This window comes from Variovorax defluvii (assembly GCF_039541515.1).
Taxonomy (GTDB): domain Bacteria; phylum Pseudomonadota; class Gammaproteobacteria; order Burkholderiales; family Burkholderiaceae_C; genus Variovorax; species Variovorax defluvii.
The window spans coordinates 14,774-34,069 of the sequence record NZ_BAABGJ010000077.1 but is presented as its reverse complement, the minus strand read 5'-3'; the positions used below and the strand labels follow the sequence as shown (position 1 = coordinate 34,069).

19 protein-coding genes and 1 riboswitch are annotated in these 19,296 nt (G+C 68.6%); of the genes, 13 read left to right on the top strand and 6 right to left on the bottom strand.

Going from position 1 to position 19,296, the window contains the following annotated elements; genetic code table 11:
* The first annotated feature begins 40 nt into the window (after window positions 1–40).
* Both ABEA07_RS22185 and lgt read left to right on the top strand, forming a co-directional pair.
* On the top strand, window positions 41–1,003 hold the full coding sequence (locus tag ABEA07_RS22185) for a LysR family transcriptional regulator (RefSeq protein WP_345540582.1): 963 nt from the start codon (window positions 41–43) through the stop codon (window positions 1,001–1,003).
* A complete protein-coding gene (gene lgt / locus ABEA07_RS22180; RefSeq protein WP_345540581.1) occupies window positions 1,003–1,836 on the top strand; it encodes a prolipoprotein diacylglyceryl transferase in 834 nt (277 codons plus the stop codon). The genes ABEA07_RS22185 and lgt overlap by 1 nt, the downstream gene beginning before the upstream one ends.
* Window positions 1,837–1,895: 59 nt before the next feature.
* On the opposite strand, the gene ABEA07_RS22175 is transcribed toward lgt, so the two are convergent.
* A complete protein-coding gene (locus ABEA07_RS22175) occupies window positions 1,896–3,449 on the bottom strand; it encodes a leucine-rich repeat domain-containing protein (RefSeq protein WP_345540579.1) in 1,554 nt (517 codons plus the stop codon).
* Between the two features lie 273 nt (window positions 3,450–3,722).
* Here ABEA07_RS22175 and ABEA07_RS22170 point away from each other — a divergent pair, with 273 nt between their 5' ends.
* From ABEA07_RS22170 to ABEA07_RS22150, 5 genes are all read left to right on the top strand, one after another.
* Window positions 3,723–4,391, top strand: a complete 669-nt coding sequence (locus ABEA07_RS22170) for a GntR family transcriptional regulator (RefSeq protein WP_345540578.1) — start codon at window positions 3,723–3,725, stop codon at window positions 4,389–4,391.
* A complete protein-coding gene (locus tag ABEA07_RS22165; RefSeq protein WP_345540607.1) occupies window positions 4,391–5,863 on the top strand; it encodes a malonyl-CoA decarboxylase in 1,473 nt (490 codons plus the stop codon). The genes ABEA07_RS22170 and ABEA07_RS22165 overlap by 1 nt, the downstream gene beginning before the upstream one ends.
* Before the next feature lie 81 nt (window positions 5,864–5,944).
* Window positions 5,945–6,937 (top strand): Bug family tripartite tricarboxylate transporter substrate binding protein, encoded by a 993-nt coding sequence (locus tag ABEA07_RS22160; protein WP_345540576.1) that lies wholly within the window; start codon window positions 5,945–5,947, stop codon window positions 6,935–6,937.
* A 13-nt stretch (window positions 6,938–6,950) separates the two neighbouring features.
* Window positions 6,951–7,712 (top strand): enoyl-CoA hydratase/isomerase family protein, encoded by a 762-nt coding sequence (locus ABEA07_RS22155; RefSeq protein ID WP_345540575.1) that lies wholly within the window; start codon window positions 6,951–6,953, stop codon window positions 7,710–7,712.
* A gap of 10 nt (window positions 7,713–7,722) precedes the next feature.
* The gene (locus tag ABEA07_RS22150; RefSeq protein ID WP_345540573.1) at window positions 7,723–9,261 is read left to right on the top strand and encodes a malonate--CoA ligase; all 1,539 of its coding nucleotides are present in this window, start codon (window positions 7,723–7,725) and stop codon (window positions 9,259–9,261) included.
* Between the two features lie 142 nt (window positions 9,262–9,403).
* Here ABEA07_RS22150 and ABEA07_RS22145 read toward each other — a convergent pair whose 3' ends face one another.
* Complete coding sequence (locus ABEA07_RS22145) at window positions 9,404–10,453, bottom strand: carbon-nitrogen hydrolase family protein (RefSeq protein ID WP_345540572.1); 1,050 nt, start codon at window positions 10,451–10,453, stop codon at window positions 9,404–9,406.
* Window positions 10,454–10,615: 162 nt separating this feature from the next.
* On the opposite strand from ABEA07_RS22145, the gene ABEA07_RS22140 reads away from it, so the two are divergent.
* Window positions 10,616–11,566, top strand: coding sequence for an AraC-like ligand-binding domain-containing protein (locus ABEA07_RS22140; protein WP_345540571.1), 951 nt, complete (start codon window positions 10,616–10,618; stop codon window positions 11,564–11,566).
* Between the two features lie 36 nt (window positions 11,567–11,602).
* Here ABEA07_RS22140 and ABEA07_RS22135 read toward each other — a convergent pair whose 3' ends face one another.
* The 4 genes from ABEA07_RS22135 to ABEA07_RS22120 all read right to left on the bottom strand — a co-directional run bounded on the left by ABEA07_RS22135 (window position 11,603) and on the right by ABEA07_RS22120 (window position 13,824).
* Window positions 11,603–12,028, bottom strand: coding sequence for a universal stress protein (locus ABEA07_RS22135; RefSeq protein ID WP_345540570.1), 426 nt, complete (start codon window positions 12,026–12,028; stop codon window positions 11,603–11,605).
* A gap of 116 nt (window positions 12,029–12,144) precedes the next feature.
* A complete protein-coding gene (locus ABEA07_RS22130; protein WP_345540568.1) occupies window positions 12,145–12,960 on the bottom strand; it encodes a sulfite exporter TauE/SafE family protein in 816 nt (271 codons plus the stop codon).
* 274 nt (window positions 12,961–13,234) lie between these two features.
* On the bottom strand, window positions 13,235–13,585 hold the full coding sequence (locus ABEA07_RS22125) for a cell division protein ZapA (protein ID WP_345540566.1): 351 nt from the start codon (window positions 13,583–13,585) through the stop codon (window positions 13,235–13,237).
* Window positions 13,582–13,824, bottom strand: a complete 243-nt coding sequence (locus ABEA07_RS22120) for a DUF904 domain-containing protein (protein ID WP_345540565.1) — start codon at window positions 13,822–13,824, stop codon at window positions 13,582–13,584. The genes ABEA07_RS22125 and ABEA07_RS22120 overlap by 4 nt, the downstream gene beginning before the upstream one ends.
* Window positions 13,825–13,856: 32 nt before the next feature.
* Window positions 13,857–14,094: riboswitch (cobalamin riboswitch) on the top strand.
* A 79-nt stretch (window positions 14,095–14,173) separates the two neighbouring features.
* Between ABEA07_RS22120 and ABEA07_RS22115 the strand changes: the two genes are divergently transcribed.
* Genes ABEA07_RS22115 through ABEA07_RS22095 form a run of 5 tightly spaced genes read left to right on the top strand, consistent with a single transcriptional unit; the run spans window position 14,174 to window position 19,284 of the window.
* Complete coding sequence (locus ABEA07_RS22115) at window positions 14,174–16,057, top strand: TonB-dependent receptor domain-containing protein (RefSeq protein WP_345540564.1); 1,884 nt, start codon at window positions 14,174–14,176, stop codon at window positions 16,055–16,057.
* Complete coding sequence (locus tag ABEA07_RS22110) at window positions 16,036–16,623, top strand: bifunctional adenosylcobinamide kinase/adenosylcobinamide-phosphate guanylyltransferase (protein ID WP_345540563.1); 588 nt, start codon at window positions 16,036–16,038, stop codon at window positions 16,621–16,623. Before ABEA07_RS22115 ends, ABEA07_RS22110 begins: the two co-directional genes overlap by 22 nt.
* Window positions 16,620–17,495 carry an ABC transporter substrate-binding protein gene (locus ABEA07_RS22105; RefSeq protein WP_345540562.1) on the top strand — a complete coding sequence of 292 codons (876 nt, stop codon included), beginning with the start codon at window positions 16,620–16,622 and terminating at the stop codon, window positions 17,493–17,495. Before ABEA07_RS22110 ends, ABEA07_RS22105 begins: the two co-directional genes overlap by 4 nt.
* Window positions 17,492–18,499, top strand: a complete 1,008-nt coding sequence (locus tag ABEA07_RS22100; protein ID WP_345540560.1) for a FecCD family ABC transporter permease — start codon at window positions 17,492–17,494, stop codon at window positions 18,497–18,499. The genes ABEA07_RS22105 and ABEA07_RS22100 overlap by 4 nt, the downstream gene beginning before the upstream one ends.
* A complete protein-coding gene (locus ABEA07_RS22095) occupies window positions 18,496–19,284 on the top strand; it encodes an ABC transporter ATP-binding protein (protein WP_345540557.1) in 789 nt (262 codons plus the stop codon). Before ABEA07_RS22100 ends, ABEA07_RS22095 begins: the two co-directional genes overlap by 4 nt.
* Window positions 19,285–19,296: the final 12 nt, after the last annotated feature.

The window sequence follows — 19,296 nt, the reverse complement described above, 5'->3', positions numbered from 1 at the left end:
TTCCAATCCGATTTTCATGGCCGATTGATATGCTCGGCGAATGAAAGAGATCGAGCTGCGTGCGTGGCGCCAATTCCTCGCGGTGGCGGAGGAACTGCATTTCGGGCGCGCGGCGCAGCGCCTGCACATGACGCAGCCACCCGTCACGCAGGCCATCGCGCAATTGGAAAGGAACTTGGGCGTGGTGCTCTTCGACCGCACGCGGCGCCGCGTTGCACTCACGCCGGCCGGCGAGGCGCTGCTCCCGGAGGTGCGCGAGCTGCTGTCACGCGCGCAGGCGCTGCCCGTGCGGGCACGCGCGGCGGCGGCGGGGGAGGTGGGCCGGGTGCGGCTCGCCTTCGTGTCCACCATCGGCTTCGAATGCTTGCCGGCCTGGGTGCGCGCGTTTCGCACGCAGTGCCCGGAGGTCGCGCTCGAGCTGGTGGAGGCCACCGGCGACGTGCAGTTGGAGGCCTTCGCCCGCGACGAGATCGATGCCGGGCTGATGCTGCATTCGCCCGGCTTCGCGCCGCCCGGCCTGGAGCAAATGCCGGTGGCGCAGGAGCCTCTGGTCCTGGCGCTGCCGGCACGGCACCGGCTGGCGCGGATCGCGCAGCCGGTGCTGGCCGAGGTGCTGGACGAGCCGCTGGTCATCTTCCCGCGCCGCATCGTGCCCTCGCTGCACGACGCCATCTTCGGGCTCTACCATGCGGCCGGCCGCGCGCCGCGGGTGTCGCAGGAAGCGATCCAGATGCAGACCATCGTCAACCTGGTCTGGGGCGGGCTGGGGGTGGCCTGGGTGCCCGAGAGCGTCACCCAGTTCCGGCGCAGTGGCGTGGTCTACCGCGCGGCGGCCGAATTCGCACCGGCCGCCCGCCGCCGCCGGCCGGCGCTCCCGGGCTGCGAGACCAGCCTGGTCTGGCCCGCCGGCACCGGCAATGCGGCGATCGCCCGCTTCGTGCAATTCATCCGGTCGCAAGGGGATGTCACGGCCGGACGAAGTGCCGTTGGCACAATAGCCTGATGCTCATGTACCCGCAGATCAACCCGGTTGCCTTGCAACTGGGGCCGGTCGCCATCCACTGGTACGGCCTGACCTATCTGGCCGCCTTCGCGCTGTTCTACTTCCTCGGCATGCGCCGCCTGCGGCACGAGCCCTTCCGCTCCATCACCGGCCCGGGCGCATGGACCCGCAAGGACGTGGAAGACATCCTCTTCCTCGGTGTGATGGGCGTGATCGTCGGCGGTCGGCTGGGCTACTGCCTCTTCTACAAACCCGGCTACTACCTCGCCCATCCGCTGGAGATCTTCTTCATCTGGCAGGGCGGCATGAGCTTCCACGGCGGCCTGCTCGGGGTGATCGCTTCGATGGCCTGGTTCGCCCGCAGCCGTTCGAGGCCCTTCTGGCAGGTGATGGACTTCGTCGCCCCCTGCGTGCCCACCGGCCTGGCGGCGGGCCGCGTCGGCAACTTCATCAACGGCGAGCTGTGGGGGCGCTTCAGCAGCCCCGATCTGCCCTGGGGCATGGTGTTCCCGCAGAGCGGCTCGATGCTGCCGCGGCACCCTTCGCAGGTCTATCAGTTCCTGCTCGAAGGGCTGCTGCTGTTCGTCATCCTGTGGCTCTACGCGCGCAAGGACCGGCGCGAGCGGCGCGTGTCCGCGGTGTTCCTGATCGGCTACGGCGTGATGCGCTTCACCGCGGAGTTCTTCCGCGAGCCCGATGACTTCCTGGGGCTGCTGGCGCTCAACATGAGCATGGGGCAGTGGCTGTGCGTGCCGATGATCGCGTTCGGGATCTGGCTCTACGCCAGCGCGCCCGCTGCGCGGCCCGCATATGGAGTGAGCCGGCCGGGCTGAATGCGCGACGGTGGGCGAGGCTGAATCGTCCACTGCCTTCGCGCCACCTTGCGGACGGCTCAGTGCATGTTGTCGTCCGGCTTCTCGTGGGGCGGTCGTCCTCTCTGAATCCGGTCCCGTGCTTTCAGGCCCTCTTCGTGGGCACTCTTGTTGAGAAGTGGCAAGGTCATCAACATCGCTTCTTCGCCGTTCATCCGGATGGCGAACTGGGCTGCATAGGCGGCGACATCCGACGGAACGGCGCCTGATCCGACGCCTCGCAGGCCGGCCAGGAGTGCCCTCATGTTTCCTCCTATGAGTGCGGCCTTGTCCTCGTGATCGCGCTCCATGCGTTTCCGGAAGTTCGCCGAAACCTGCGTCACGAGGGCCGCGTAATTGGGGTGCTTCGCAGGGAAATGCGCCTGCAACATTTCAGCGAGCTTATCCAGGTGAGGGTTGGACAGGCTTTGCAGCGTGTTGTTGGCCTGAATGGCGCCGACCAAGGGTTTGTAGCACTCGTCTCTTAGATATGGCAGCGTCACGCAAGTGAGAATCTCGTTTTTCTCGAATACGGAGGCCAGTGCGTGGATGCACTGATCGTCCATATTGCACTGATCGAGATCGAGTGTCTGCAATTTCGGGTGAGCGGCGAGAGACAGCAGCACCGGCGCCGCAGGTGCAAACAGAAAGTTCCTTGCAAGATCGAGGTCACAAAGGCTTTCCAGGCTCAAGAGCTGCGCCAGCCCCGGAGCTTCTGAATTCAGGCCTCGGCCAAGGCTCGGCCAACAGCCACGGAGCGAAAGGTGGGTCAGTGTGCTCTTGTCCTGCAAAGCGATGTGAAGCTGTGAGCAGTCTTCGTCGAGCAGCGGAATATTGTATAAACAGAGATTTTGAATCGTCGACTGCTTCGCCAGGAATGCGAAATAGGGTTCGATTGTCTTGCACGACTTGAATCCCAGCGTGGCAATCGTGGTCTGCTTCGTCAGTGCTTCCGCGATAGACACATGCTGCTCGGGAGAGCCGTCGAGTGAAATAAGATGTAGCTCGGTCAGTTGCGAGGCAAGCAGGATCTTCTCAAGAACCGGAAGGGCATCCTTCATGTGCCCGAAGTACAGGCTTTTCAGCGGCAGTCGTGCACAAGGCCCAAGGTCGGGTGTGAGATCGAAGGCGCACGAATGGATGTCCACGGACTGCAACGCAGGCATCCGACTCAAGATCTCGAACAACATGTGGATTTCATCTTTGCCGCGGAATTGCTGTTGCACCAGGCAAAATTTGCTGATCGGATTGCGGCCCAGCGTGATTGTGAGTGCGTCGAGCAAGGTGTTTAGCGCAATCGACAGATTGCCGTTGGCGCTCTTGAAATTGATGTCAAGCAATTCAATTTGGGGAAGAACGTCGATCAGCACCGTTGTCTCCCCATGGAACATGCATTCGACGAAGAACGCATTCAGCTCGACTGCCTGCGGGGTGCGCTGGGGATTTTGGAAGAATTTATTGATCAATGCACTGAAGGCCCTGGATCTGTGCGTCGAGGGAGTCTTGAGCGTCAGCGGTAGGTTTTCTATCCAATTGCTGGAGTTTGATGAAACTGGCGGAAATTTGGTGAAGTCGCGCTGGCCCAGAGGATTCATGAGAAGCTTTCCTGCATTTGCTAAGACATCCAGGCAAGTGCATGGACCAAGGTAGGTGACGCCCTGCTTTGCGTAGTTCCGGTCCTGGGCGGCTGAAGGTTCAAGCGAGCCGGCAAGTGCAGGCAACAGATGACCGTCGCTTCGGGCGCTCGCGTCGGCATCCTCGAAAGGCAGGAAACCTGCAGCGGTCCTGCCGCGTTCCAGAAGTGGAGAGCGCCATAATTACGAGTAATTACCAGTAATCACGGTGCGTGGACCTGCTACAACAGCGCCATGCGCGTGGTCCACAACTCCCTGCACGACGAGGTCGCTGCCACATTGCGTGAGGCGATCTTCTCCGGCACCCTGGCCCCCGGCAGCTTCGTCGACGAGGCGGCGTTGTGCGAGCGCCTTTCGATCTCGCGCACCCCGTTGCGCGAGGCGCTCAAGGTGCTGACGGCGGAGGGCCTGCTGCGCCACGAGCCGCGCCGCGGCTGCTTCGTGGCCGAGGTCACGCAGAAGGACCTGGACGAGATCTTCCCAGTGATCGCGCTGCTCGAAGGCCGCTGTGCCTGGGAGGCCGCCCGCAACGCCAGCGACGCCGAACTCGACGCGCTGGAAGCCCTGCACGACAAGCTGGCGCGCCATGCGCGCGCGAAGCGCATCAACGAGTACTACACCACCAACTACGCCATTCACGAAGCGATCATCATGCTCGCGGACAACCGCTGGCTGGCGCAGGTGATCGGTGACCTGCGCAAGATCCTCAAGCTCGCGCGCCTGCAGCAGCTGCATGCGCCGGGCCGGCTGGAGCAGAGCCTGTCGGAGCACCTCGCGGTGTTCGCCGCGCTCAAGGCACGCGACAGCGACGGTGCCGAGGCCGCGATGCGCACCCACCTGAACCGCCAGCGCGAGGCCCTGCGGGCCGTGGCGCTGCAACAGAAAGCGAAGCTGATTTCATGATGACCAACGCCTCCGACTGGATCACGCGCAAGGTCTCGCGCCTGCGTCCATCCGGCGACGCCGGGGCCGGCCAATCCGAAGGTGAGGGCGCCAAGGCGCCGAAGGCCACCAGGGCGGCCGTCGCCCCCCGTCCTGTCGCGGAGCGCCTGGAGGCCACGCTGCGCCGCCACGGCGAGGCGCTGGCGCCGCGCGCCCTGCGCCGGGCACTGGCCGACCTGCAGGCGGTGATCGATCCGCGCATCAGCGAGGTCGAAGCCGGCCGCCGCGCCCGCGAGGTGGTCCAGTGGTACGCAGGCCGCGAACTCGACGAGCGCCGCGACGTGTGGCTGCTGATGAGCGAGCGCTTCGCGCCCGATGTCGGCAAGGTCAGCAGCGCGCGCGACCGCCACCAGGCCGCCATGGGCACACCCGAGGAAGCCCAGGCCGAAGTGCACTTGCGCCGCGCCCTGGTGTCGCCGCGCGCGCGCCTTTTGCAGCGCTTCGCCATCGACCCCGACGGCATGCGCTTCCTGGTCGACCTGCGGGCCGAGCTGCTGCCGTACCTCAAGAGCGACCGCCGCCTGCTGCCGCTGGACGCCGAGCTGGAGCACCTGTTTTCCACCTGGTTCGACGTCGCCTTCCTGGACCTGCGGCGCATCAGCTGGGATTCGCCGGCCTCGCTGATCGAGAAGCTGATCCAGTACGAGGCGGTGCACGACATCAAGAGCTGGGCCGACGTGAAGAACCGGCTGGACAGCGACCGCCGCTGCTATGGCTTCTTCCACCCGCGCCTGCCCAACACGCCGCTGATCTTCGTGGAGGTCGCGCTGGTGGATCGCATCAGCGACGGGATCGTGCCGCTGTTGGACGAGGCGGCCGCGCCGGTCAAGGCCGACCGGGCCACCACCGCCATCTTCTACTCGATCAGCAACACGCAGAACGGGCTGCGGGGCGTGAGCTTCGGCGATTCGCTGATCAAGCGGGTGGTCGAGACGCTGCAGGAGGAGCTGCCGCGGCTCAAGGTCTTCGCCACGCTGTCGCCGATCCCGGGCTTTCGCGGCTGGCTCGGCAAGCAGGCCGAGGCGCTGCTGCAGCGCCTGGACGAAAAGCGCCAAGCCGAGCTGGGCCGTGCCATCGGCTCGCTGCCGCCCACCGCCGAGCGCCTGCTGGCCGCGGCGGAGGAGGGCGCCTCGCTCGATGCCAAATCGCCGGTGCGGCAGTTCCTGATGAATGCCGCGGCCGAGTACCTGGGCCGCGCCACGGCCGACGGCAAGCCCGTGGACCCTGTCGCGCGCTTCCACCTGGGCAACGGCGCGCGGGTCGAGCGGCTCAATTGGGCCGGCGACCCCTCGCCCAAGGGCGTGAAGCAGTCCTACGGGATGATGGTGAACTACCTCTACGATCTCAAGCGTATCGACAAGCATCGCGCCCTGCTGGCGCAGGGCAAGGTGGCGGTGTCGGGCGATGTGGACGATCTTTTTCTCAAGGGTTGACGTACCCTGACCCTCGAGGGGCCTTTTTCCTGCGCGCCGTGGGCCCCGGCGCCTTCGACCACAAGCACAGGAGACAGACAGATGAATTCAAGCTTCCAGCGGCGCGACGTGCTGCGTCTGGCCGCGGCCGGTACCGCGGCCGCCGTGCTCGGCGTTCCGGCACGCGCGCAGTCGGGCTGGCCGACCAAGCCGGTGACGCTGATCGTGCCCTTCCCGGCCGGCGGCGGCACCGACGCCTTCGCCCGCCCGCTCGCGGCCCAGTTCGCCAAGGTGGCGGGTCAGTCGCTGGTGATCGACAACCGCGGCGGCGCCGGCGGCACCCTGGGCGCGAGCATCGCGGCCAAGGCGCAGCCGGATGGCTACACCCTCTTCATGGGCGCGGTGCACCATGCGATCGCGCCCTCGGTCTACCCCAAGCTCGAATACGACATCGAGAAAGACTTCGTCCCCCTGATGCTGCTGGCCAGCGTGCCGCAGGTGGTGGTGGTCAATCCCAGGCGCGTCAGCGCGGCCACGCTCAAGGAGTTCGTCTCCGAGGTCAAGCGCAACCCGGGCAAGCTGAACTACGCCTCGGCGGGTGCCGGCACCTCGCACCACCTGGCCGGCGAGCTGTTCAAGCTCCAGACCAGCACCTTCATCACCCACATTCCCTACCGCGGCGCGGGCCCGGCGCTGTCGGACCTGATCGCGGGCAACGTGGACTGCATGTTCGACGGACTGGGTTCCTCGGCCCAGCACATCAAGGCCGGCCGCATCAAGGCCCTGATGGTCGCGGGCAACAAGCGCAACCCCGCGCTGCCCGACGTGCCCAGCGCCACCGAGGTCGGACTGCCGGACTACACCGTCACCACCTGGTACGGCCTGTGGGCGCCCAAGGGCACGCCGGCCGATGCGCAGGCGAAGATCGTGGAAGACATGCGCAAGGCCCTGGCCACCGACGAGCTCAAGACGATCTGGGCCGGCAACGGTGCCGAGATCCCCAACCTCACCATGGCGGCCTATGGTGGCTTCGTCAGTTCCGAGGTCAAGCGCTGGGCTTCGGTGGTGAAGGCGTCGGGGGCCAAGATCGAATGATCCCCCTCGATTCATGACGGCCGGCCTCGTCAGGCTGGAGTGCGAAGGGGCGATCGCCTTCGTCACCCTCTGCCATCCGGGCCGGCTCAATGCCATGTCGCGTGCCATGTGGCGCCAGTTGCGCGCGGCGGTCGAGACCGGCATCGCCTCCGATCCGGCGCTGCGCTGCGTGCTGGTGCGCGGGGAGGGCGGGCAGTTCTGCGCCGGTGGCGACATCTCCGAGTACCCGGGCTTTCGCTTCGACGAAGCTTCGCTGCGCGAATTCCACGAGAACGAGGTCTGGGCGGCGCTGGCGGCCCTGCGGCACTGCGAGCTGCCGCTGGTCGCGCAGATCGAGGGCGCCTGCATGGGTGCGGGCCTGGAGATCGCGAGCTGCTGCGACATCCGCCTGGCCGGCGAGGGCGCCAGATTCGGAGCGCCCATCGCCAGGCTGGGCTTCCCCATGGCGCCGCGCGAGGCGGCCCTGGTGCGCGGCGCGGTCGGCGACGTGCTGGCGCGCGACATGCTGCTGGCCGCCGGCGTGCATGGCGCCCGCCGGCTGTACGACGCCGGCTTCCTGCTGCAGGTGCTGCCCGACGCAGAGCTCGCCGCCAAGGCGCTGGCCCACGCGCAGCGCATCGCCGCGCTGGCGCCCGAGGCGGCCCGCGCCAACAAGCGCATCCTGGCGGCCGCGTCCGTCGAAACTCTGCTCGCAAGCGCCTACGATTACGCCGATTCGCCCGAGCACCGCGAGGGCATCGCGGCCTTCCTGGCCAAGCGCCCGCCCGTCTTCTGAAACCGAAGCCATGATCGACCCCAACGCCAACCTCTTCGCCGTGCTGCGCGCGGCCTTCCCATCGGACCTCGACGCCATCGCGGTCGAGACCGACGACGGCCTCTACTACTCCTGGCGCGACCTCGACCGCGCCAGCGCGATGATCGCCAACCTGCTCGAGGCGCTGGGCCTCGAGGCCGGCGACCGCATCGCGGTGCAGGTGGAGAAGTCGGTCGAGGCCATGATGCTGTACCTGGCCACCTTGCGCGCGGGCTACGTCTTCCTGCCGCTCAACACCGCCTACCGCGAGGCCGAGATCGAATACTTCATCGGCAATGCGGAGCCGGCGGTGGTGGTGTGCACCAGCGCCAACGCCGGGTGGGTGGCGCCCATCGCCACCGCGGCCGGCACCCGCCACGTGTTCACCCTGGACGACGACCGCAAGGGCACGCTGCTGGCGGTGGCGGCCCAGTGCAGCGATCAGCACCGGGTGGCGCAGAAGCGGCCGGACGACCTGGCCGCCATCCTCTACACCAGCGGCACCACCGGGCGCAGCAAGGGCGCGATGCTCACGCACCACAACCTGCGCTCCAATGCCGAGGTGCTGAAGGACTACTGGGGCTGGCGCAAGGGTGCCGACGTGCTGATCCACGCGCTGCCCATCTTCCACGTGCACGGGCTCTTCGTCGCCATCCACGGGGCGCTCATCAGCGGCAGCCCCATGATCTGGTTCAACCGCTTCGATCCCAAACGCGTGGTGGCGCGGCTGCCGGACGCCACGGTGTTCATGGGCGTGCCGACGCTCTACGTGCGCATGCTGGCGGAGCCCACGCTCACGCGCGAGGCCTGCAACGGGATGCGCCTGTTCATCTCCGGCTCGGCGCCGCTGCTGCTGGAGACCTTCGAGGCCTGGCGCGAGCGCACCGGCCACACCATCCTGGAGCGCTACGGCATGAGCGAGACCGTCATGCTCACCTCCAACCCCTACAGCGCGGTGCAGGGCGAGCGCCGCGGCGGCACGGTGGGCTTCCCGCTGCCGGGCGTGAAGCTGCGCGTCGTCAGCGACGCCGGCGAGCCCTGTCCCCGCGGCGAGATCGGCCACATCCAGGTGGCGGGGCCGGGCGTGTTCGCGGGCTACTGGCGCATGCCGGAGAAGACGAAGGAGGAGTTCACCGACGACGGCTTCTTCAAGACCGGTGACGTCGGCCAGATCGACAGCCTGGGCTACGTCACGATCGTGGGCCGCAGCAAGGACCTGATCATCAGCGGCGGCTACAACGTCTACCCGGCCGAGGTCGAGGGCTACATCAACGCGCTGGCCGGCGTGGCCGAAAGCGCCCTGGTGGGCGTGCCGCATCCGGACTTCGGCGAGGTCGGGGTGGCGATCGTGGTGCCCAAGCCCGGCGCGGCGCTGAAGGGCGAGGCGGTCATCGGCGCGCTCAAGTCCAAGCTCGCCAACTTCAAGATCCCCAAACGCTGCTTCGTGGTCGACGAACTGCCGCGCAACACCATGGGCAAGGTGCAGAAGGCGCTGCTGCGGGAGCAGCACAAGGGGCTGTTCGCCGGGTAGGCGATCGCATCCCGGCGGGTCGCATCCGGTGGCGCCCGCTGCCGACCCGTCGCAGATTCAAGTCGCCAGCCCGTTCATCGGTCCCGTGCGCGGGCACTTCAGGCGCTCGGCGATGGCGGATTCCATGGCAGGCCTGGGCGCGTCAGACCGTGATCGACACGCGCGCCGCAGTGGCCGCGGGCTCGGCAGCCGGGGCCTCCGGCTCGGGGCTGGCCGCTTCTGCTTCCGCAGGCTTGCGAATCACCACCGGCTCCCGGCGCGACTTGTCGAGCAGAAGTTGCGTCACGTCCGGCCGCGAGTAGTGCCCGCTCGGGTCAGCCGCCGCCTTGGCCAGGGAGATCATGCCCAGGTCGATGTCGGCGATCACCAGGCCTTCCTGGTCCTCGGCGAGATTCGTGCCCAGCGGCGAACCATCGGGCGCGTAGATGCGGGCGAAGCCGCCGCCCACCCGCAGCATCTGCTGCTTGCCCGGGTCGGTGCACAACAGGTCCGTCATCGCCGGGGACACGGTGGCGCAGGGCGCGATCACGAAGCACTGGCCCTCGGCCGCGTAGATCTGGCTGGCGGCGTTGTTGACCTCCGGCCCCAGCGCGTAGGCAGCGCCCCGGTAGAGCGAGAAGCTGGGCCAGGCCGCGCAATGGATCTGCTCGTTCTGCGCGTACATCGCGTACTTGCTCAGGGGCTGCAGGTGCTCCCAGCAACTGAGCGAGCCGATGTTGCCGATCGCCGTCTCGCATACCGCCAGGTCGGCGCCGTCGCCCTCGCCGAAAACCGTGCGCTCGACATGGGTGGGCTTGAGCTTGCGGCGCGTCTGCACCGTGCGGCCCTGGTCGTCGATCAGGGCCTGTGCGATGTAGAGGCTGCCGGCTGCCTTCTCGCTGTAGCCGAGCGAGACCCAGATGCCGTGCTGGCGCGCGGCCTCGCGGACGCGGTCGAACTCGGGCGAGCCCACCACCAGCGAGTTGTCGTGATAGCGCTGCACGAACTGCATGCCCCAGGCGGGCGAATCCAGCCAGATCCACCACGGGTAGCCGGGCGCCCAGGTCTCGGGGAAGGCGATGAGCTTGACGCCCTGGCCGGCGGCCTGGGCCATGAGGTCGATGGTCTTGTCGAGGGTGCCGTCGAGGTCGAGGAACACGGGGGCGGCCTGCACCGCGGCGACGCGAAGGCGGGGATGGGTCTTGCTGGGCATGCGGACTCCGAAGCGTTGAGGGAAGGGCGCCGCAGGCTGGTGCGCATGGGGTTAGCGCTGTGGCATGCGGGTTGCTTCCAGCGTAAGTTCGCGGCCTGAAATCTTCTTGCCCGGATGTCGCGGCGTTCTTGCACCAGCGTCGCATCCGCAGAGGGACCCGCCATGCAAGTGCTCAGCACCGATGCCGTTCCCGGCGAGCAGCGGCTCGCCTACTGGACCGACCTGATCTGCAACGTCTACGTGCAGCTCGGTTGCGATCCGGTGCGCGACGCGCGGCCTGTCGCCTTCGAGGGCAGCATCCGCCGCCACAGCCTGCCCAGCCTCGACGTGTCGGTGGTGCGCTCGGGCCCCCAGAGCGTGATGCGCACGCCCGGCCACATCGCCCGCTCGACGGACGACTACTTCCTGGTGGGCATCCAGACGGCGGGCCGCGGCGTGGTGCGGCAGGACGGGCGCGATGCCGTGCTGTCGGTCGGCGACTTCGCGCTCTACGACAGCACGCGGCCTTACCAGTTGATGTTCGACGACGACTTCGAGCAGATCGTGCTCAAGCTCCCGGGCGAACGGCTGCGCAGCGAGTTGCGCGACACCCAGGCGCTCACCGCCACCACCGTCTCCGGGCGCGAGGGCGCGGGCCATCTGCTCATCAGCATGATCCGCACGCTGCGCGAGGATATCGATACGCTGCAGCCCGGCTCCGCCCTGGCGGTGGCCAACGGCGTCATGAGCATCCTGGTGGCGGGACTGCAGACGCTGCCGGCCGCGCACGCGCCGGGGCTGAGCCAGCTCGCCGCCTTCCACCTCGCGCGCATCAAGCGCTGCATCGAGGAGCAGCTCGGCGATCCCTCCCTGTCCGTGGGCAGCGTGGCGGCGCGGCTGGGGCTGTCGGTGAGCCAGGTGCACCGCGTGTTCGCCCGCGAGCCGCTGACGCCGGGCCAGTACATCTGGGAGCGCCGCCTGGAAGCCTGCAGCCGTGACCTGCGCGACCCCCGCCTGGCCGGCCGGACCGTGGCCGGGATCGCCTTCGCCCGGGGCTTCAACGATGCGGCGCATTTCAGCCGGGCCTTCCGCGAACGCTTCGGCTGCTCGCCGCGTACGTGGCGGCAGTCCTGATGCGAGCGAGTCCGCTGAATCGCGCGCGCCGCGCCGCTACTGCACCAGCAGGACCGAGATGTCCGTCTCCGCGACGACCTTGGTCGCCACGGAGCCCATGAGCGCGCGGCCGAAGAGGCCGTGACCGTGGGTGCCCATGACGATCAGCTCGGCGCCGGCCGCGTTCGCGACCTTCAGGATCTCTTCGGCGGCATGGCCATGCCGTGCTTCCACGCGGAAATTGGTGATGTCCTTCTCGGAGAAGAAAGCCTTGACCGGGTCGATCACCTTGGCGCTTTCCTCGGTGTAATAGCCTTCCACCAACTCGCGGCTGAGGTGCCGGGTCACGTGGCCGGGGACACCGGTGGTCACGTGCACCACCACCAGCTCATTCCCCTCGACGAACATGCCGCGATGGGCCACCAGGTAGTCGAGGGCCTTGCGGGTATGGGTACTGCCGTCCACGGCGATCAGGATCTTCATGCATTGCCTCTCTGTATGAGGAGCGCGGCGACGCTGCCGCGGTCCGAGCTTATAGGGGCAGCGCCCCGATCGGAAGGAAGCCTGTGCGGCCCCGGGGGGCATGCCGCGGCGGCCGCTCAGCCGTGCAGGCCCTTCCACAGCATGTAGGCCGCCAGCGCATACAGCACGCTGGCGAACACGCGCTTGAGCTTGGCCACCGGCAGGCTGTGCGCCGCCTTCGCGCCCAGCGGTGCGGTGAGGAAGCTGAAGACCGCGATCACCGCCAGCGCGGGCAGCCAGATGTAGCCCAACGATCCGGCCGGCAGGTTCTGCACCGCGCGGCCGCTCGCGACGTAGCCGGCCACGTTGGCCACGGCGATCGGGAAACCCAGCGCCGCGCTGGTGGCCACCGCGTTGTGGATGGCCACATTGCACCAGGTCATGAAGGGCACGCTGATGAAGCCGCCGCCCGCGCCCACCAGCCCCGAGACGAAGCCGATCGAGCCGCCGGCCGCGAGCTGGCCGGCGGTGCCGGGCATCTGGCGCGAGGGCTCGGGCTTCTTGTTGCGGAACATCTGCGTCGCAGAGAAGCCGACGAAGAGCCCGAAGACGATGGCCAGCACCTGGCCCTTGAGCAGCGCGAACACGCCGAGGCTGCCCACCAGGCTGCCGATCACGATGCCGGGCGCCAGGCGCCTGACGATGTCCCAGCGCACCGCGCCGCGCTTGTGGTGCGCGCGCACGCTCGAGATGGAAGTGAAGATGATCGTGGACATGGAGGTCGCGATCGCCATCTTCACCGCCAGATCGGCCGACACCCCGCGATGACCGAGGATGATGGTGATGAAAGGCACCATCAGCATGCCGCCGCCGATGCCCAGCAGGCCGGCGAGAAAACCGGTGCCGACGCCCAGCAGGGCGAGCTCGGCGACCAGCAGGGGGTCGATCGTCATCAAGGTCCTCGGAAAAAAGCCACGGCCCCGAGAGCGGGGCCGTGGCCTGGATAAAAGGTGTCTGCGAGTGGGGCCGGACTCGCGTCCTGAACCGGGGTTCAGGTGGGCGAGGGCAGCAAGACTTCGGGTTCATCTGACGCGAGATGATCACACCTGCCAAGCGATATACCAAGCCCTGCTCCATGGAGCATTGGTTCAAGGAAATTAAAGCCCGACCAGCACCGCAGACCCGCTCGATTTTACGCCGGACGTCGATGCCCCGACAGACTTGACATCAAAGCAAATGGCCGTCACCGGCCAGCGCCTGGTCGAGTCGCTGGACCAATTGCGCGGCACGGGCGTCGGCGGCGGCATCGTCCGCACCCGCCGCGGCGGGTGCGGGCGCCTCCGCGGGCGGGGCCCCGTGCGCACTGGCCAGCGAGGCCTCGCGCTGCGCGAGGTCGAAGGCCAGGTTCAGCGAAGCCAGTACCGCGATGCGGTCGCGCGCCTTCACCTTGCCCGCATCGCGGATCTTGCACATGGCGGCGTCGACGCGCTCGACGGCCTCGCGCAGTTGTACCTCGCCGCCTTCGGGGCAGCCGAGCAGGTAGCTCTGGCCCATGATCTGGACTTCGATCTGCTTCATCGATGATGGTTGTTACTGGACGTCGGGACGTCCTGGGATGGATCGGGCGGCAGCTGCTCGAGCAATGCATCGAGCCGCGTGCGCGCGGCCGCCAGGCGTGACTTGAGCGCGTCGCGCTCGCGCGTGAGCGCGTTCACCTGTTCTTGCAGCAACGCGTTGGTGCGCTGCACCTCCTCATGACGCACGAGCAGGCGCTCGACACGTTCGGCGATCTGTTCAATACGGCTGGGTGCAGGCATGGGTCGCGATTGTAGTTTCCGGGACGCCCCCGCTTACAATCCGGCGCGTTGGTGCTCGCGCCGTGGTTCACGCGGCGCAGTTCAACGGGAAGCAGGAGTCGAAAGCCCACCGGGCCCAGCCAGCCTGCGCTGCCCCCGCAACGGTCAAGCAGCCGGCACTTCGTGTGCCACCCTCGTCAACCAGCCACTGGGCGCCCTGAAACAGGTGCCTGGGAAGGCGGCGGGGGATGCGCTGTCAGCCCGGATACCGGCCAACGAGGCGGCGTGCCGCCTGCGCGAGCAGGCGAGGCGCCATGAGGTCCATTCGCCGGCGGGGAAGCCGGTGGCGGACGTTGAACTCCTGTGTCCCATGATCACTTCCAGTGTTCTTCCTGCGCAAGCCGGCCGTGCCGTGCCGTGCGCCCATCCCCTTCTCGTGTCGATCGCTGCCGCACTCGGCGGCCTGGCCTCGGTGCCGACGCCTGCCTTCGCGCAGGACACGCCGCCGCTCGGCGAAACCGTGGTGACCGCCACCCGCACACCCACCCGCGCCGACGAACTGGTGTCGGACACCGTGGTCATCGACCGCGCGCAGATCGAGCAGCAGGCCAACCGCACGCTGTCCGAGATCCTGCAGCGCGTGGCCGGCGTGCAGATCAACGCCAACGGCGGGGCGGGCAAGGCCAGCGGCGTGTTCATCCGCGGCGCCGAGGCGCGCCACACCCTGCTGCTGATCGACGGCGTGCGCCACGGCTCCGCCACGCTCGGCACCCCGGTGTGGGACAACATCCCGGTCGAGATGATCGAGCGCATCGAAGTCGTGAAGGGCCCGGCCTCGGCGCTGTACGGCAGCGACGGCGTGGGCGGCGTGGTGCAGATCTTCACGCGCAAGGCGCGGCCGGGCGAATCGGTGTTCAACCCGCGCGCCTCCGCCACCCTCGGCAGCGAAGGCTACAAGCAGATCAGCGGCGGCTTCAGCGGCGCCTCGGGCCCCTTCACCTACTCGCTCGACGCCGTGCGCACGATCGACAAGGGTTTCTCCTCCACCAACCCCCGCGTGCCCTTCGGCAACTTCAACCCCGATCGCGACCCCTTCCTGCAAAGCTCGCTGAATGCCTCGCTGGGTTATCAGATCAACCCCGACTGGAAGATCGACTCGGGGCTGCTCTACGCCGAGGGCACCAGCCACTACGACGACGGCCCGAACCGTGACACGCGCAGCCGCGTGCGCACGGAACTGGCCTACATCGGCGTGAGCGGCAAGCTCATGTCGAGCTGGCGCACGCAACTTCGCTACGGCCGCAGCCAGGACGACACGCGCAACATCGTGGCCTCCACCTTCAACCTGCCGGGCCTGTTCGAGACCACGGAGGACCAGTATCTGTGGCAGAACGACATCGCGACGCCGCTCGGCACCGTGGTGGCCGGGCTGGAGCGCCGCACGCAGAAGGTGGACAGCGACACGAAGTACTCGGTCACCCGGCGCGACATCGACGCGGCCTTCGTCGGCCTCAACGGCAACGCGGGCGACCATACCTGGCAGCTCAATACCCGCTACGACCGCAATTCGCAGTTCGGCCACCACAACACCTGGTTCGCAGGCTACGGCTACCGCATTACGCCGAACTGGCGCGTCAACGTCTCGCACGGCACGAGCTTCGTGGCACCCTCCTTCAACCAGCTCTACTACCCCGGTTTCGGCAACACGGCATTGCAGCCGGAAGAGGGCAAAAACACCGACGTGGGCATCACCTGGAGCCAGGGCGGCCACAGCGTGAAGCTGGTGCGCTACGACAACAAGATCCGCGGCTTCATCACCAACACCACGCGCCCCGAGAATGTGCCGCGCGCGCGCATCGAAGGCTGGACGCTCGGCTACGACGGCGCATTCGGCCCGTGGACGCTGCGCGCCAGCGTCGACTCGCTGGACCCGCGCAACGAGGGCAGCGGCAAGCAACTGGCGCGGCGCGCCAAGAACCAGGCTTCGGTCGGCATCGACTACGCTGTGGGCCCGTGGAAGTTCGGCGCCTCCGCACTGCACGTGGGGCGGCGTTACGACGATTCGGCCAACAACATCAAGCTGGGCAACTACACCACGGTCGATCTCTATGGCGAGTATCGTTTCGCGCAGGACTGGTCGCTGCAGGCCCGCCTCAGCAACCTCAACGATGTTTCCTATGAAACCGTGTCCGGCTACAACCAGCGTGGACGCGCTCTCTACCTGACCTTGCGGTGGCACCCGAAGAAATCCTGACACCCTTCGCCGGCCGCGAGCTGATCCTCGGCGGCCAGCGCAGCGGCAAGTCGCGGCGCGCCGAAGAACGCGCGGCGCAATGGCTGGCACGCGCACCCTCGCACCGCGCCGTGCTGATCGCCACGGCGACGGCGCACGACGAGGAGATGCGCGCGCGGATCGCTCGCCACCGCGCCGACCGGGCGCAGCGCGTGCCGGCGATGCTGACGGTGGAGGAAAGCCTGCACCTCGGCGCGGCCCTGGCCCGGCACAGCGAGCCCGGCACGCTGGTGCTGGTCGATTGCCTGACCCTGTGGCTGAGCGCGCTGCTGATGCCGGCGGCGGCCGGCGCCGAGCCGCACGACCTGCGGACGGCCCAGGCCGCTCTGCTGCATGCCCTGCACGATGCGCGCGGCCCAGTCGTGCTGGTGAGCAACGAGATCGGACTGGGCGTCATTCCCCTGGGCCGCGAAGTGCGCGCCTTTGTCGACGCGCTGGGCCACCTCAACCAGGCGGTGGCGCAAGCCTGCGGGCGCGTGACGCTGATGGCGGCCGGCCTGCCGCTGTGCTTGAAGGAGTCGCCATGAAGCGCCTGTTCGCCGGCCTGGTCGCGGGCTGGCTCTGCGCGCTGGCCGGCGCCGCGCAGGCCTACATCGTCACCGACGAGCGCGGCGTGCAGGTGGAACTGCCGCGGCCGCCCCTTCGCATCGTGGCGCTGCTGCCCTCGCTGACCGAATCGGTGTGCACCCTCGGCGCCTGCGACCGCCTGGTCGGCGTGGACCGCTATTCCAACTGGCCCGACGCGGTGCGCAAGCTGCCGCAACTGGGCGGGGGGATCGATCCGAACGTCGAGGCCGTCGTCGCGCTCAAGCCCGACGTGGTGCTGCTCGCGCGCTCCTCGCGCGTCACGCAGCGCCTGGAGGCGCTGGGCCTGAAGGTCCTGGTGCTCGAGCCCAAGAACCATGGAGACATGCGGCGCGTGCTCGACGTGCTGGGCCAGGTGCTGGGCACGCCGGATGCGCAGCGCGTCTGGCGCGACATCGATGCCAGCGTGGCCGAAGCGGCGAAGTCGCTGCCTGCCTCCGCTGCGCAGACGCGGGTCTACTTCGAGGTCAACAGCGCGATCTATGCGGCCAGCGAAAGCTCCTTCATCGGCGAGACCCTGCAGCGTCTGGGCGTGAAGAACATCGTGCCGGGATCGATGGGGCCCTTTCCCAAGCTCAACCCCGAGTACGTGGTGCGCGCCGATCCCGACCTCATCATGGTCAGCGTGCGAAGCGCGCAGGGCCTGGAGCAGCGCCCGGGATGGAGCGGCATCCGCGCCGTTCGCGAAGGCCGCATCTGCCGCTTCACCGCCGACGAAGCCGACGTGCTCGTGCGGCCCGGCCCGCGGCTGGGCGAGGCCGCCCGACTGATGCTGCGCTGCCTGCAACGCAAGGCGCGCGGAGGCACGGGTTGAAGAGCGAACATCGCCGCGCACTCGCGCTGGGGCTGGCACTGCTGCTGCTGGCTGCCGGGGTGCTGGTGCTGGGGATCGGAATCGGCAGCACCGGCTTCGACAGCGTGCTCGCCGCGGGCCAGGACCCGGTCGCCTGGCTGATCGTGCGCGACATCCGCCTGCCGCGCACCCTGGGCGCCTGGCTGGCCGGTGCGCTGCTCGGACTGGCGGGTGCGGTGGCGCAGGGCCTGTTCCGCAATCCGCTGGCCGATCCGTACCTGCTGGGCAGTGCCTCGGGCGCCTCGCTGGGCGTGGCCATCGCGCTGACCCTGTTCGGCGTCTCGCCCGCCAGCACCGAGTGGGTGGTCCGCCTGGGCCTGACCGGCGCGGCCTTCGTCGGCGCGGTGGTGGCGGTGCTCCTGACCCTGTTGCTGGCGCGCGGCGTGCAGCAGACGCTGCGCCTGCTCCTGGCCGGCGTGATCGTCGGCGTGGTGCTGGGCGCGGCGAAGGACCTGATCGCCATCACCTCGGCCGACATCCTGCAGGCGCTGCAGGGCTTCATCCTCGGCAGCACCGGCCTCGTGGGCTGGAGCGCCTGCGCCGTGATGGGCGCGCTCGCTGCCGCCTGCCTGCTGCTCGCCTGGATGCTGGCGCCGGTGCTGGATGGACTGGCCCTGGGCGAGGCCACCGCCAGCAGCCTGGGCCTGCCGCTGCCGGCGATGCGGGCGGCGCTGGTGGCGGTGCTCGCGCTGGCCACCGGCGCGGCGGTGGCGCAGACCGGGCTGATCGCCTTCGTCGGCCTGGCCGCGCCGCACCTCGTGCGTTCGGCGGTCAAGACCACGCATGCGCGCTTGATCGTTCTGTCCGCCGCCATGGGCGGGTTGTTGCTGATGGCGGCCGACCTGCTCGCGCGCTGGCTCGTCGCGCCGCAGGAACTGCCGGTGGGTGTGCTCACGGCCGCGCTCGGCGGCAGCTACCTGCTGTGGCTGATGCACCGGCGCGGCGCGCGTGGGGGCTGGCGATGACGCGGCAGTGGCTCCAGGGGGTGGCGCTGGAGGCCCGCCAGGTCAGCGCCATGCTGGGCGCTGCCGAGGTGCTGCACGGCATCGAGCTCGCGCTCGCCGCCGGCCAGTGGACCAGCATCGTCGGCCCCAACGGCGCCGGCAAGTCGACCCTGCTCAAGGTGCTGGCGGGCCTTCTGGCCCACCGTGGCGAGGTGCGCCTGCACGGCCAGCCGCTGGCCGGGCTGGGTGCGCGCGCACGGGCGCGCCGGCTCGCCTGGCTGGGGCAGGGCGGGGCCGGCGAGGGCAGTGCGGACGACCTGATGGTCTACGACGTCGCCATGCTCGGCCGCCTGCCGCACCAGCGCTGGCTGGCCGCGCCCGGCCCGGCCGACCGGGCCGCGGTGGAGCAGGCGCTGCGCAGCACCCAGGCCTGGGACTGGCGCGAGCGGCCGCTGGGCCAGTTGTCCGGCGGCGAGCGGCAGCGCGTGCTGTTGGCGCGTGCGCTGGCGGTGGAAGCCGAGCTGTTGCTCATGGACGAGCCGCTGGCCAACCTCGACCCGCCGCACCAGGCCGACTGGATCGCCCTGGCGCGCGCGCAGGTGCGGCAGGGCCGCACCGTGGTCAGCGTGCTGCATGAACTCAACGTCGCGCTGGCGGCCGATGCCATGGTCGTGATGGCCGGCGGCCGCGTACTGCACCATGGCCGATGCAACGACCCTGCGACCCACGAGGCGCTGGAGGCGGTGTTCGACAAAAGGATCGTCGTTCACCGCGTCGCCGGCCAGTGGATCGCCATCCCTGCTTGAGCGGAACATCCG